This is a genomic window from Nocardiopsis sp. NPDC055551, from assembly GCF_053619415.1.
Window position 1 is genome coordinate 314,688 of record NZ_JBSHJJ010000004.1, and the last position, 13,087, is coordinate 327,774.

A 13,087-nucleotide genomic window follows, 5' to 3' on the forward strand; every position below is an offset into this window, starting at 1 on the left:
CCACCCCCTTTTTAACCACAACCTCCCCCTTTTTGGTGTTTGTGTTGTGTTGTTGGTTTTTTTTTTTTTTCCCCCCCCCCCGCGGGTGGGGGGGGGGGGGGGGGGGCCCCCCCCCCCGGGGCCCCCCCCCCCCTCTCGAAGATCCTTGGAACCTACGCGTCGCCTAGCCCGCGTAGATGTCGTCGATCTCCTTGCTCCACTGCTTGGAGACCACGTGACGCTTGACCTTCAGGGAGGCGGTCATCTGGCCGCCCTCTTCGGTGAAGTCCTGCGGCAGGATCTTGAACTTCTTGATGCCCTCGGCCTTGGAGACGGCCTTGTTGGCGTCGTCGACGGCCTCCTGGATCGCCGCGTTGAGGTCGGCGTCCCCGGTCAGGTCGGAGATCTCACCGCTCTTGTTCTTCTGCTCCTTCCAGAGCTGGAAGGACTCGGGGTCGATCGTGACCAGCGCCGCGATGAACTTGCGGTTGTCACCGACGACCATGCACTGGCTGACCAGGGCGTGGGCGCGGATCCGGTCCTCCAGGACGGCCGGGGCGACGTTCTTGCCGCCCGCGGTCACGATGATCTCCTTCTTGCGGCCGGTGATGCTCAGGAACCCGTCGTCGTCCAGGGAACCCAGGTCACCGGTGCGGTAGAAGCCGTCCTCGTAGGCCTCGGCGGTGGCCTTCTCGTTCTGCCAGTAGCCGACCATGATGTGGTCGCCCTTGAGCAGGATCTCGCCGTCGTCGGCGATGCGGACGGTGGTGCCCGGCATCGGCTGGCCGACGGTGCCGATCTTGTTGAAGCCGGGGCTGTTGACCGAGGTCGGGGCGGTGGTCTCGGTGAGGCCGTAGCCCTCGACGATGGTCAGGCCGGCGCCGCGGAAGAAGTGACCCAGGCGCGAGCCCAGGGCGGAACCACCGGAGACCGCGTACTTGGCCTCGTTGCCGAGACGGTCCATCAGCTTGCTGTAGACGAGCTTCTTGAACAGGCCGTGCTTGAGCTTGAGCGTGAACGGCACGCTGCCCTTGCCCAGCGCCTGGCTGTACTCGATCGCGGTGTCGGCGGCGAGGTTGAAGATCTTGCCCTTGCCCTCACTCTCGGCCTTCTGCTGGGCCTTGGTGAAGACTTTCTCGAACACGCGAGGGACCGCGAGGAGGAAGGTGGGCTTGAAGACGGAGAACTCGTCGATCAGGTCCGGGCCGGTGCTGGGGTAGTGACCCAGGACGGCCTTGCCCTCGATGACCATGACCTGGACGAAACGCGCGAAGACGTGCGCCAGGGGAAGGAAGAGCATCGTGGAGGGGACGCCCTCGTGCTCCTTGATGATGGGCTTGGCGGGGCCCTCCAGGGCCGAGTGCGCGATGAAGAGGAAGTTGCGGTGCGTCAGCTGGCAGCCCTTGGGGCGGCCGGTGGTGCCGGAGGTGTAGATGAGGGTGGCGAGGTCGTCGGCCTTGACGGCGGTGCGGCGCTCCTCCAGGGCCTCGTCGGTGACCTCGGAGCCGCCGGCGCGCAGGGTCTTCAGGTCGTCGCCGTCGAACCTCCACACGTTGGCGAGCTCGGGAGTCTCGCCCTTGACGGACTCGATGCGCTCGGCGTGGGCGTCGGTCTCCACGAAGACGGCCTTGGCCGCGGAGTCGGAGAGGATCCACTGGATCTGCTCGGCGGAGGAGGTCTCGTAGATCGGTACGACGATGGCGCCGACCGCCCAGACGGCGTAGTCGATGGCGGTCCACTCGTAGCGGGTGCGCGACATGATGGCGACGCGGTCGCCCTGCCCGATGCCCGCACCGATGAGGCCCTTGGCGTATCCGACGATGTCACCGTGCAGCTGCTCGACGGTCACGTCGCGCCAGGGGCCGGCACCGGTCTGCTCTTGACGGCGGGCGGCGACGGCCTTCGGCTCGGTGGCCGCGCGCGCAAAGAGCGTGTCGGTCAGCCGTGCCTCGTCGGAGATCTCGGGCTTCGCGGGAGAGCTGTATTCGCGCACGTGGTGCTCCTGGACATGTACGGGTGTGGTGGATGGGGACGTGACGACCGTAACAACACGATCCTACTCGTGAGTAGGAAGGGTTGTCGTTCGGTATCCAACGGTGATCCGGGCTTGACGTGCGGGGTTTGGGGAAAACACTGCTCAGGTCGCTTTCCCGACCCTTTCCGTGTCGGTGCCCGTGCGGGGTCAGGCCCGGCGCCCCTCTTGAATGTATGCAGGTCAGGCGGGCGGCCAGGGTCGCTCCTCACGCGGGGCAAGAGACTATCGCCTGCCGTGACCCTCGTGCACATCCTGTACATAGCAGTTCTTTGTGTCGGCTCGGCTACTCGGCGCTCCCGCCGGCGTGTACCCCTTTCGACCCTCCCAACGTGGTCGGGGCCCCGAGTCATCCCTGACTCCTCCCTGAACCTGCCCTGAGTGCCCCGCACGCGCCTTCCCCGTGCGGTTAACGTGATGCCACGGACGACAGGAGGCTCGCCAGACATGACCGAGAACAACGGTGGACGGAACAGCTCCCGCAACGATGGCCCCGACCTCATCGACGATGCCTTGCGGCTGGTCGACACGCTCCAGCGCAAGCTGCTCGCGGCGGGCGTGCGGCGCGGCGTGAACGCGGTCACCAACCCACAACCGAAGGGCGACGTGTGGGAGGAGGCCATCCGGATGGAGAGCGAACAGGAACGTCCTCCGCTGGAGGAGCTCGCCGACATCGTGCGCAAGAGCGCTCCGGAGGTCGCCGGTCACCTCGGGCGAGCGGGGTTGTCCCTGGCCGGCGCGTTGGGGCGGACCTGGGGCGTGGTCGAGCGCGGTCTGGAACAGGGGCGCGCGGAGGCCGAGCGTGCCCGCGCCGAGAGAGAGGAACGCGAGCACCACGACCGTGCGCGTGACGAGCGGATGCGCCGTGAGTCCTCGGCCGACGACCCCTCCGCCGTCGAGGAGGGCGAGAACCGAGGTGAGGCGTAGTCGTCACCGGGGTGTTCGCGGCGTGTGGAGCCTGGTTTAATCGAGGGGTTTGCACCATTTGAAAACCTGATGACATCAAGCCCGCTACTTATGTCAGGTTTTGGGCGAAAGTGTGAAGGAGCCGCCCCCATGCCGACCATCGGCGTAGACATCGGTGGAACCAAGGTCGCCGCCGGTGTCGTCGACCACGACGGGCAGATCCTGGACAAGGTCAAGTACCCGACCCCCGCCAACGACCCCGGCCAGCTCGCCGACACCGTCGCCAAGGCGGTGGAGGAGTTGCGCGGCCGCATCCCGGACACGCCCATCGAGGCGGTCGGTGTGGGTGTGGCGGGCTTCGTCGACGAGGACCGATCCACCGTCCAGGTCGCCGTCAACCTGGGGCTGCGCGACGAACCCCTCAAGGAACGCGTCCAACAACGGGTCGAACTGCCCGTGGTCATCGAGAACGACGCCAACGCCGCCGCGTGGGCCGAGTTCCGCTTCGGCGCCGGCCGCGACAGCGACCACGTCGTCTGCGTCACCCTGGGCACCGGGATCGGAGGCGGTCTCGTCCTCGGGGGAGAACTGCACCGTGGACGCTTCGGTGTGGCCGCGGAGGTGGGGCACTACCGGATGGTGCCGCACGGACGTCGTTGCGCCTGTGGCAACCACGGCTGCTGGGAGCAGTACGCCAGCGGCCGTGCGCTGGTCGCCGAGGGCCAGGACCTGGCCCGCACCGACCCCGAACACGCTCGTCGCATGCTCGAAATCGCGGGCGGGACCGTGGACGGCATCGGCGGTGAGTGCATCACCCAGGCCGCCTTGGAGGGCGACGCCGCCGCCTTGGACTGCTTCCGGATCGTGGGGGAGTGGGCGGGACTGGGCCTGGCCGACCTCGCCGCCATCCTCGACCCCGAGTGCTTCGTCCTCGGTGGAGGCGTCTCCGACGCGGGCGACATCATCCTCGACCCCGTCCGGGCGTCCTTCGCCCGACACGTCTCCGGCCGGCCGGGGCGTCGCCTGGCCGAGGTCCGGGTGGCCGAACTCGGCGGTGCCGCCGGCATCGTCGGCGCCGGCGACCTGGCCCGGCACTGATCGGTCCGTAACGGCCCCTCCGACCCGCCGAGACGGTGTCGGGGCCCGGACACACGTGAAGGGGGCCGGTATCGAAGGATCTCCTTCGGTACCGGCCCCCTCGTGCTCTGCCCGGAGCCTCAGACGTCCTCGGGGTCGCCCTTCGCCTTCTCCGCCTTGGCCTCCTTTAGGGCCTTGCGTTCGGCCTTGCGTTCCGCGCGCAGGGACCGTCGACGGTCCTTGGCGTCGGCGTGCTCCTCGCGCCGGGCCTCCTTGGCCTCCGCCTCCAGCTCGGTCTTGACCGACTGGGCGTAGCGGTCCACGTATTCCTGGCCGGACAGCTCCATCAGCGCGTACATGATCTCGTCGGTGATCGCGCGCAGGACCCGCTGGTCCTTCTCCATCCCGTAGTAGCGGGAGAAGTCGAGCGGCTTACCGAACACGACCTTGGGGCGCACGCCCAGCTTGGGGACGGTTCGGCCGGGGGGCATGATCTTGTCCAGGTTGATCATGGCCATCGGGACGACCGGGGCCTTGGCCTCCAGCGCCAGCCGGGCCACACCGGTGCGACCGCGGTAGAGCTTGCCGTCGGGGGAACGGGTGCCCTCGGGGTAGATGCCGAGCAGGTCACCGCGCTTGAGCACGCGCAGACCGGTGCGCAGCGCCGCCTCGCTGGCCTTGCCGCCGGACCGGTCGATCGGGATCTGGCCCACGCCGGTGAAGAACGCCTTGCTGACGAACCCCTTCACGCCGGTGCCGGTGAAGTACTCGGCCTTGGCGAGGAAGGTGATCTTACGGGGCAGGGGCAAGGGCCCGAAGAAATGGTCGGAGAACGACAGGTGGTTGCTGACCATGATGGCCGGACCGCGCCTCGGCACGTTCTCCACGCCCTCGGCGCGGGGCTGCCACAACACGGCCAGGACCGGCCCCAGGATCGCCTTGACCACCCAGTAGAACATCGCTTCAGATCACCCCTGCACACGCGGGGAGCATTGGGGCAGGGTCTGCCACGTCTCACTGTCCCGCTCGGCCGACAACGAACACCCCCACACGGCGACGGGGGAGGTTGACTCGGGTCATCCTCCCACCACGCACGAGTGACCACCAACGTGTCCGGAACCGGACGCCGGTGTCCGTCGTGGGGAGGGGCCGTACCGCGGGGCACCATCGAGGATACTCACCGGTCCGGCCCGGTCGGGGGCCGACCCACGCCACGGGAACACGCGAACCCGGGAACACGCCCGGCCCGCGCGTGGTTCGGGCAAGGGAACGTTACCGTGCACTCGATGACAAACGCTCGTCCGAGCGACTAGCCTCACGGCTGGGGAGTCCACCATCCCGATCCCCCCGCCGCACGATCCCCGGGAGACACCCAGTGAGACCGACCAGCACCCATCCCCTCATCCCGGGGGCGGACCCCTACAGTCACGTCGGGTCCCGCACTGGTGTGCTGCTCTGCCACGGGTTCACCGGCTCGCCCTACTCGATGCGCCCCTGGGCCGAGTATCTGGCCGAGTACGGCCTCACCGTCGAACTGCCCCGACTGCCCGGTCACGGCACCACCTGGCAGGACATGGCCACCACCGGAAGCGACGACTGGTACGCCGCCGTGGAGGCGGCCCTCCTCGACCTCTCCGCGCGGTGCGACGAGGTGTACGTCATGGGGCTGTCCATGGGCGGCGCCCTCAGCCTGCGCCTGGCCCAGGAGAACCCCGACGTGGTGCGGGGCGTCGTGCTGGTCAACCCGTCCCTGACGGTGGAGGACCGGCGGCTCCCGTTCATCGCGCCCATCCGTCACTTCGCCGCCCGCCTCCTACCCTCCACGCCCGGGGTCGGCAGCGACGTGGCCCTCGCACCGGCCGGGGCGCCGGCCGGTGAGGGCGGATACGACCGGGTCCCCACCGCGGCCGCTGCGACACTCCCGAAGCTGTGGCGCGAGGTTCAGGACGGCATGTCCGGTTTGCGCGCGCCGATCCTGGCCTACCGCAGCGCACAGGACCACGTCGTGGGACCGGAGAGTCTGCGTATCCTCGCAAGGAGGGCGGTCAACACCCGGCTGACGATCCACCTGCTCCACGACAGCTACCACGTGGCGACCCTCGACCATGACGCCGCCACCATCTTCGAGGGCAGCCTCGCCTTCGTGCGAGAGCTCGGTAGAAGCGAGGAAGGAGCCGACCGATGACGCAACGTCGGGGCAACGGCCTGCTCGCCGACGCCTACGTCCCTTTGATCCTCCTCGCGCCGTCCCACGCCGACCTCATGCTGGAGGCGCTCCGGCGTAGTGGTATCGCGGCCTACGCGGTCCCCTTGGAGGAGGACGTCCTGGAGCCCACCGGTGGCCAGGTCGAGGACCCGCCGACAGACCACCTGTACGTCGACGCCGAGGAACGAGGCGCAGCCGAACAGGTGCTGGGCTCCGAGTTGCCCGACCTGAACGGCACCGACCTGCTCGCACCACCCTCCGACCCCCGTGCCGGCGGGGAGGACGAGCCCGGCCCGGATGCCTCCGTCGTCAAGGAGGGCCCCGAACCCCCGATCGGCGGCGACCTCCTGGACGGTCCCGCCACCGACCTGGCCGAGGGGACCGGGCGCTCCGACGACGACGCGGTCTGGAACGACCTGGTCGCCCGCTTCTACGACGAGGACGAATCCGCCGGTGAACAGCGCGGTCGGATCGCCTGGCCGGACGCGGAGAACCTCGACGCACCCGACGAGCGCGACAACGAACTCGGCGACATCCTCGCCGGTCTGCCCCGCGATACCGAGGACGACGACGATGAGGCCCGTGAGGAGGACCGGCGCCGGGCGGAGGCCGAACGGGAGGGCCACTACGAACCCCCGCAGCCCTCTCCACTGATCCAGGGGGACCGGGTCGGCATCGCCGCCTGGTTCGGTCTCCTGGGTGTGCCGGCGCTGCTGTTCGGCGCCGCCTTCCTGGGCGTCTCCCTGCCCGACTGGTCGATGCTGTTGGGCGTCCTGGTGTTCCTGGGCAGTTTCGTGGTTCTGATCCTGCGCATGACCGACTCCCGTTCCCCGGGCGACAACGGTCCCGACGACGGGGCGGTGGTCTGAGCCCTGGGCTTCGACGTCCCCCTCTGGCGCACCTTCGCCCTCTACCGGGCCATCACCCTGGTCCACGCGCTGGTCTTGGTCGCCCAACACCACGAGTACCTGGAGCGCCCCTGGGTCGCCTGGCTCACTCTGGTGATGATGGCGATCTGGACGGTGGTCACCCACCAGGTCTACGCCGTCCCCTCCCGCCGTACCTCCCGATTCCTGTGCGCCGACCTGCTGGTCGCGTTCGGCTGCCTGTTCGCCACCGCCCCGGCCGCGGCCCCCTTCTACCTCACCCAGGCCCCGCCGCTGAGCGCCTACTGGTTCGCCGGGGCCGCCTTGGCCGCGAGCGTCATCTGGGGCCGTCGAGGCGCCGCCACGGTCGCCATCGCCTACGGGATCGCAGACCTCACCCTGCGCGTGATCATGGACGCCGCCATCACCGGGGCCACCGCCCGGGGCGTGGTCCTGCTGTTGCTGACCGGCCTGGCCGTGGGCTACATGGCGCGGGTGGCCGAACAGGCGGAGGAGCGCTTCGCCCAGGCCGTCACCCTGGAGGCGCGTATCCGGGAACGGGAGCAACTCGCCCGTTCCATCCACGACTCGGTACTTCAGGTGCTGGCCCTGGTGCGGCGGCGCGGTGACGAGATCGGGGGAGAGGCCGCAGAGCTGGGGCGGATGGCAGGCGAGCAGGAGGTCCGGCTCCGGTCACTGGTCGCGGACGGCCTGGGTGCCACGGCGGCGGTCCCGGCCGCCCCCGCCGGGGCGGCGGGCCCCTTGGACCTGCGCGACCTGCTGCGTCCGCTGGAGACGGTGCGGGTCACCGTCGCCGCGCCCGCCACCCGCGTCGAACTGCCCGACCTCACCGCCCGTGAGCTGACCGCCGCGGTCGCGGCCGCCCTGGACAACGTCGAACGGCACTGTCCGGAGGGGACCCGGGTCTGGGTGCTCGTGGAGGACGAACCCGACGCGGTCGTGGTGACCGTGCGCGACGACGGCCCCGGCATCCCACCGGACCGGTTGGAGCGGGCGCGCGCCGAGGGCCGTCTGGGGGTCGACCAGTCCATCCTCGGACGCGTGCGCGATCTGGGTGGGAGCACCGAGGTCCACAGCGATCCGGGGGAGGGCACCGAGTTCGAGATGCGCGTGCCCCGACCGGGCACCTGAGCCCGGGAGCCGAGGCCCACGAGGGGCCGATGATCGGCGGGCACGACGCTCCGACTCACAGGGGCGGGCCGGCACCGGGTTCCTCCTGGTGGGAGAAGCGTTCCTCGCCCCAGGGATCGGCGCGGTTGTGGTAGCCGCGGTCCTCCCAGAACCCGCGGCGATCGCCCACCATGTACTCCACCGAACGAAGCCACTTCACGCTCTTCCACCCGTACAGGTGCGGCACCACCAGGCGCAGGGGGAAGCCGTGTTCGGGGGCGAGCGGGGCTCCGTCACGATGGGTGGTCAGCAGCACCCCCTCGGACAGGAAGTCGTCCATGCGCATGTTGGCGCTGTAGCCGTACTCGCCCCAGGCCATCACGTGTGTGGCCTCGGGGGCGGGCGGTGCCAGTCGCACCAGGTCGGTGGCGCGTACCCCGCCCCAGTGCACGTCCGGGACGGTGAACCGCATCACGCAGTGGAAGTGGCGCACCTCCCGTGCACGGGGCAGCTCGGAGAACTCGTTCCAGTCCCACCGATAGGTGCCCAACGACTCGGTGGCGCCGAACACGCGAAAGTCCCACCGCCCCGGTCGGAAGGAGGGGACCCGCCCGTAGTGCAGCGGCTTGTGCTCGCGGCGCACCGCCTGTCCCGGCGGCAACCCGTCCCGGTCGCCCCCCGTACCCTCGGCCTCCGACCCCTCGGACACTGGGCTCCCCCCGCAAGACTCGCTCGCCCGCCGGCGTCCGCCGACGGACCGTACACGCTCCACACCGATGTGGCAGCGCGGCGTCCATCATCCTGTCAGGCGCCGACGAGAGCCAGATCACTCGCCCCGGACGTGCGCGCCCGCCATGGCCGTGCGCTATAGTCACAGCCATGCAGCGGAACTTTTGGCGCTTTTATGGCTACCGGCCCATCTCCCCGGTCGCCTGTAAAGCCCTGCGCTGACACAGACGACTTACCAGGAGCCCCGGGCCGGAAAAGGCCCGGGGCTCCTTTGTGTTCCACCGGACCGGACCGGCCAGGCGAGACGACTCAGCGGCACTGCCGCCCAACCGACGAACAAGGACAACCCACATGGTCATCGTTATGGCACCGGACGCCACCGCCGACAACATCGACGCACTCGTCGAGCTGATCACCTCCTCCGGGGGTGAGGCGTACGTGACCCGCGGTGTCAGCAGGACGATCATCGGTCTGGTCGGCGACGTCGAGCGGTTCCAGGACCTGGGTCTGCGCGCCAAGCCCGGGGTCGGCGACGTGCTGCGCATCTCCGCCCCGTACAAGCTGGTCAGCCGCGAGAACCACGACAGCCGAACCGTCGTCAGCGTCCGGGGCGTGCCGATCGGCGGCGAGAACATGACCGTCATCGCCGGTCCCTGCGCGGTCGAGACGCCCGAGCAGACCCTCGCCGCGGCCCACATGGCCAAGGCCGCCGGCGCCGCCCTTCTGCGCGGTGGCGCCTACAAGCCCCGCACCTCCCCCTACGCCTTCCAGGGACTGGGCGAGCAGGGCCTGAAGATCCTCTCCGACGTGCGCGACGAGACCGGCATGCCGATCGTCACCGAGGTCGTGGACGCCGCCGACGTCGACCTGGTCGCCTCCCACGCGGACATGCTCCAGATCGGCACCCGCAACATGCAGAACTTCGCGCTCCTGCAGGCGGCCGGTGACGCGGGCAAGCCCGTCCTGCTCAAGCGCGGAATGAGCGCCACCATCGAGGAATGGTTGATGGCCGCCGAGTACATCGCCCAGCGCGGCAACCTCGACGTCGTGCTGTGCGAGCGCGGCATCCGCACCTTCGAGAAGGCCACCCGCAACACCCTGGACATCAGCGCGGTCCCGGTGGCGCAGAACCTCACCCACCTGCCGGTGATCGTCGACCCGTCCCACTCCGGTGGCAAGCGCGACCTGGTCCTGCCGCTGTCCCGCGCGGCCATCGCCATCGGCGCCGACGGCATCATCGTCGACGTGCACCCCAACCCGGAGACCGCCCTCTGCGACGGCCCCCAGGCCCTGGTAGAGGAGGACCTGGGCGTTCTGCGCGACGTCGCCGGCACGCTGGCCACCCTGAGCGGACGTACACTCACCCCGGCCCCGACGCGCGAGCTCGCCGACGTGTAGACGCGTTCCCAGGGAACCCGGTCGAAGCGCGTACGAGAAAGGGAGCGGTGCCCTCGGGGGCGCCGCTCCCCTCGTGTTCGGTCGGTCAGACGGTGGGCACGGCGGTGGCCGCGGCCGGCACGACGCCCTTCTTGGGCGCCGCGTCGCCCAGGAAGCTGGGCTTGTGCATCTGGGCGGTGGTCACCAGGTACTCCGCGAGCTCCTCGGCGTCCATCCGCTTCTCGATCGTGCGCAGGTCGGCGATCTTGGCGGCGGTCTCCACCTGACGCGGGGTCAGCATCGTGCAGCAGTCCTCGTCGGGCAACTCCGAGATGGCCAGCGTCCCGATCTTGCGGGCCTGGTCCATGATCTCGGTCTTGTCCATGCCGATGAGCGGCCGCAGGATCGGCATGTCCACCGCGTCGTCCAGCGCGGTCAGGTTGGTCATGGTCTGGCTGGAGACCTGACCCAGGGCGTCGCCGGTGATCAGGCACTCCGCGCCCAGGTCGTCGGCCAGGGCCTCGGCGGTCTTGAGCATCAGCCGCCGCTGGGCGACGATCTGCAGGCGCTCGATGCCCGAGCTCTTCAGCTGCTGCTGGGCCTTGCCGAAGGGCACCACGAACAGGCGCGAACCCACCTGGTAGCGGTCGATCTGCCGGACCAGGCTGTAGGCCTTGTAGATCGACTCGGGGCCGGTGAAGGGCATCCCGGAGAAGTGCAGGAAGTCGACCTTCAGCCCGCGCCGGATCATCCGGTGCGCGGCCACGGGCGAGTCGATGCCGCCCGACATCAGGACCAGGCCACGACCGCTCATCCCGGCGGGCAGACCGCCCTGGCCGGGGACGCCGTCGGTGAAGACGAACGCCTCGTCCTTGTCGATCTCCACGTACAGGGTGTTGTCGGGGCGCTTGAGGTTCACCTTGTAGCCGTGCGCCTCGATGATCTTGGAACCGAGGAAGCCGGCCAGCTCACCGGAGTTCATCTCGAAACGCTTGTCCCGGCGGCGGGCGCGCACCGCGAAGGTGCCCTCGCGGTCGGCCATGGAACGCACGGACAGGTCCACGATGGCGTCGAGGTCCTTGCGGACCCGGCGCACCAGGTGCACCCACACCACGCCCATGACGTTGGCCATGCGGTCGGCGATCTCGGCGATCTCCAGGTCCGACGCCTCGGGCTTGCGCACGATGATCACGCCGGCGCCGCGCTGGGAGAGGCGGATGTCGCCCAGGTCGCGGACCGAGGAACGGATGTTGTTGTGCAGCCGGCGCTCGAACAGCTTGCGGTTGGAACCCTTGAGGACGATCTCTCCGAGCTTCATCAGCACGCAGAGCTCGCCGAGCCCGGCGTCGGCTCCGACCTCGGTTGCGGGGATCGGCGCGGACTCCAGCGACGCGGACATGGTGCTTACCTCCGGAAAAGATGATGCCTTCGTGCCCGGTGAGGCGGGAGGGGGTGGGTGGTGGGACCGGGCGTGCCCACCGTTGTCTTCCAGTATCGAACAATCCAAGGAGCGCTCGGTACATTCCCGGACCGGTCGCCGGACACACGAACGGCCCCTCCCGGCACGGAAGGGGCCGTGGAACGCCGGCGCGAACGCCCGAACACGCCGAAGCGCTAGCGGAGGCGCTCAGCGATAGGGCATCAGCCGAAGAAGACCTCGGCCTCCTCGAAACGCTCGGCCGGGACCGTCTTGAGCGTGTCGGTGGCCTCGGCCAGGTCCACCCGGACGATGTCGGTGCCCTGGAGGCCCACCATCTTGCCGAAGGCCTTGTCGTGCACGGACTCGATGGCGTTCACGCCCAGGCGGGTGGCGAGCACCCGGTCGAAGGCGCTGGGGGTGCCGCCGCGCTGGACGTGGCCCAGCACCACCGAACGGGCCTCCTTGCCGGTGCGCCGCTCGATCTCCTCGGCCAGGTTCTGGCCGATGCCGCCCAGGCGCACGTGCCCGAAGGAGTCCTTCTCGCCGGTGGCGAGCTCCATCTGGCCTTCCTTGGGGTGAGCACCCTCGGCGACCACGAGTATGGGGGCGTACTGCGTCTCGAATCGGCTCTGGACGTGCTTGACGACCTCGTCGATGTCGAAGGGCCGTTCGGGGATGAGGATGACGTTGGCGCCCGCCGCCATGCCCGAGTGCAGGGCGATCCACCCGGCGTGCCGGCCCATGACCTCCACCACCAGGGCGCGGTGGTGGGACTCGGCGGTGGTGTGCAGCCGGTCGATCGCCTCCGTGGCGATGTTGACGGCGGTGTCGAACCCGAACGTGTAGTCCGTGGCGTTGAGGTCGTTGTCGATGGTCTTGGGCACGCCCACGACGTTGACGCCGCGGTCGTGCAGCTGACGCGCCACCCCGAGGGTGTCCTCGCCGCCGATGGCGATGAGGGCGTCCACGCCCAGCCCCGCCATGTTGTCCTTGACGCGCTCGACGCCGCCCTCGATCTTCATCAGGTTGGTGCGCGAGGAGCCCAGGATGGTCCCGCCGCGGGGCAGGATGCCGCGCACGGCGCTGACGTCCAGCGGCATGGTGTCGCCCTCCAGGGGCCCACGCCAGCCGTCCCGGAAGCCGATGAACTCGTAGCCGTAGTCCTTGATGCCCTTACGGACCACGGCGCGGATGACAGCGTTCAGACCAGGGCAGTCTCCGCCACCGGTCAGGACCCCGACTCGCATTCGACTTCTCCTCGACGTTGGATGTGTTCTGGTGCTCGGCACCATATGGTCTAGACCATAGTGGGAGCGGGGAGTCCGGGCCAACCCCGAAGGGCGGTGGCCTTTCCGAAATCCACA

The 13,087-nt window shown here is 69.4% G+C and carries 11 protein-coding genes; 6 read left to right on the forward strand and 5 right to left on the reverse strand.

What is annotated here, in order from left to right:
* Positions 1 to 163: 163 nt before the first annotated feature.
* Positions 164 to 1,972, reverse strand: coding sequence for an AMP-dependent synthetase/ligase (locus tag ACWGSK_RS10010; protein WP_358508248.1), 1,809 nt, complete (start codon positions 1,970 to 1,972; stop codon positions 164 to 166).
* 486 nt (positions 1,973 to 2,458) lie between these two features.
* On the opposite strand from ACWGSK_RS10010, the gene ACWGSK_RS10015 reads away from it, so the two are divergent.
* The gene (locus tag ACWGSK_RS10015; RefSeq protein WP_358508247.1) at positions 2,459 to 2,938 is read left to right on the forward strand and encodes a hypothetical protein; all 480 of its coding nucleotides are present in this window, start codon (positions 2,459 to 2,461) and stop codon (positions 2,936 to 2,938) included.
* Between the two features lie 129 nt (positions 2,939 to 3,067).
* Positions 3,068 to 4,015 carry an ROK family glucokinase gene (locus tag ACWGSK_RS10020; RefSeq protein ID WP_358508245.1) on the forward strand — a complete coding sequence of 316 codons (948 nt, stop codon included), beginning with the start codon at positions 3,068 to 3,070 and terminating at the stop codon, positions 4,013 to 4,015.
* Between the two features lie 119 nt (positions 4,016 to 4,134).
* Here the strand turns inward: ACWGSK_RS10020 and ACWGSK_RS10025 are convergent, their stop codons facing one another.
* Positions 4,135 to 4,953 (reverse strand): lysophospholipid acyltransferase family protein, encoded by an 819-nt coding sequence (locus ACWGSK_RS10025; protein ID WP_358508244.1) that lies wholly within the window; start codon positions 4,951 to 4,953, stop codon positions 4,135 to 4,137.
* 416 nt (positions 4,954 to 5,369) lie between these two features.
* Between ACWGSK_RS10025 and ACWGSK_RS10030 the strand changes: the two genes are divergently transcribed.
* The 3 genes from ACWGSK_RS10030 to macS are packed head-to-tail and all read left to right on the forward strand — an operon-like array spanning position 5,370 to position 8,218.
* Complete coding sequence (locus tag ACWGSK_RS10030) at positions 5,370 to 6,179, forward strand: alpha/beta hydrolase (RefSeq protein WP_358508243.1); 810 nt, start codon at positions 5,370 to 5,372, stop codon at positions 6,177 to 6,179.
* Complete coding sequence (locus tag ACWGSK_RS10035) at positions 6,176 to 7,069, forward strand: hypothetical protein (RefSeq protein WP_358508241.1); 894 nt, start codon at positions 6,176 to 6,178, stop codon at positions 7,067 to 7,069. The genes ACWGSK_RS10030 and ACWGSK_RS10035 overlap by 4 nt, the downstream gene beginning before the upstream one ends.
* A gap of 57 nt (positions 7,070 to 7,126) precedes the next feature.
* Positions 7,127 to 8,218, forward strand: a complete 1,092-nt coding sequence (gene macS, locus ACWGSK_RS10040) for a MacS family sensor histidine kinase (protein ID WP_452455706.1) — start codon at positions 7,127 to 7,129, stop codon at positions 8,216 to 8,218.
* A 55-nt stretch (positions 8,219 to 8,273) separates the two neighbouring features.
* Here macS and ACWGSK_RS10045 read toward each other — a convergent pair whose 3' ends face one another.
* A complete protein-coding gene (locus ACWGSK_RS10045; protein WP_358508240.1) occupies positions 8,274 to 8,906 on the reverse strand; it encodes a molybdopterin-dependent oxidoreductase in 633 nt (210 codons plus the stop codon).
* A gap of 371 nt (positions 8,907 to 9,277) precedes the next feature.
* Between ACWGSK_RS10045 and aroF the strand changes: the two genes are divergently transcribed.
* Complete coding sequence (gene aroF / locus ACWGSK_RS10050) at positions 9,278 to 10,324, forward strand: 3-deoxy-7-phosphoheptulonate synthase (RefSeq protein ID WP_358508238.1); 1,047 nt, start codon at positions 9,278 to 9,280, stop codon at positions 10,322 to 10,324.
* Positions 10,325 to 10,409: 85 nt separating this feature from the next.
* Here aroF and thiI read toward each other — a convergent pair whose 3' ends face one another.
* Together thiI and ACWGSK_RS10060 are read right to left on the reverse strand one after the other, a co-directional pair.
* Entirely contained in the window at positions 10,410 to 11,702 is a 1,293-nt protein-coding gene (gene thiI, locus ACWGSK_RS10055; protein ID WP_358508236.1) for a tRNA uracil 4-sulfurtransferase ThiI, read from the reverse strand.
* Between the two features lie 242 nt (positions 11,703 to 11,944).
* Positions 11,945 to 12,970, reverse strand: coding sequence for a 6-phosphofructokinase (locus tag ACWGSK_RS10060; RefSeq protein ID WP_358508234.1), 1,026 nt, complete (start codon positions 12,968 to 12,970; stop codon positions 11,945 to 11,947).
* Between the last annotated feature and the right edge of the window lie 117 nt (positions 12,971 to 13,087).

Coding starts and splice junctions, on each gene's coding strand:
- aroF (WP_358508238.1), top strand. CDS start 9,278: ATGGTCATCGTTATGGCACCGGACGCCACCGCCGACAACATCGACGCA.
- ACWGSK_RS10020 (WP_358508245.1), top strand. CDS start 3,068: ATGCCGACCATCGGCGTAGACATCGGTGGAACCAAGGTCGCCGCCGGT.
- thiI (WP_358508236.1), bottom strand. CDS start 11,702: ATGTCCGCGTCGCTGGAGTCCGCGCCGATCCCCGCAACCGAGGTCGGA.
- ACWGSK_RS10035 (WP_358508241.1), top strand. CDS start 6,176: ATGACGCAACGTCGGGGCAACGGCCTGCTCGCCGACGCCTACGTCCCT.
- ACWGSK_RS10015 (WP_358508247.1), top strand. CDS start 2,459: ATGACCGAGAACAACGGTGGACGGAACAGCTCCCGCAACGATGGCCCC.
- ACWGSK_RS10025 (WP_358508244.1), bottom strand. CDS start 4,953: ATGTTCTACTGGGTGGTCAAGGCGATCCTGGGGCCGGTCCTGGCCGTG.
- ACWGSK_RS10060 (WP_358508234.1), bottom strand. CDS start 12,970: ATGCGAGTCGGGGTCCTGACCGGTGGCGGAGACTGCCCTGGTCTGAAC.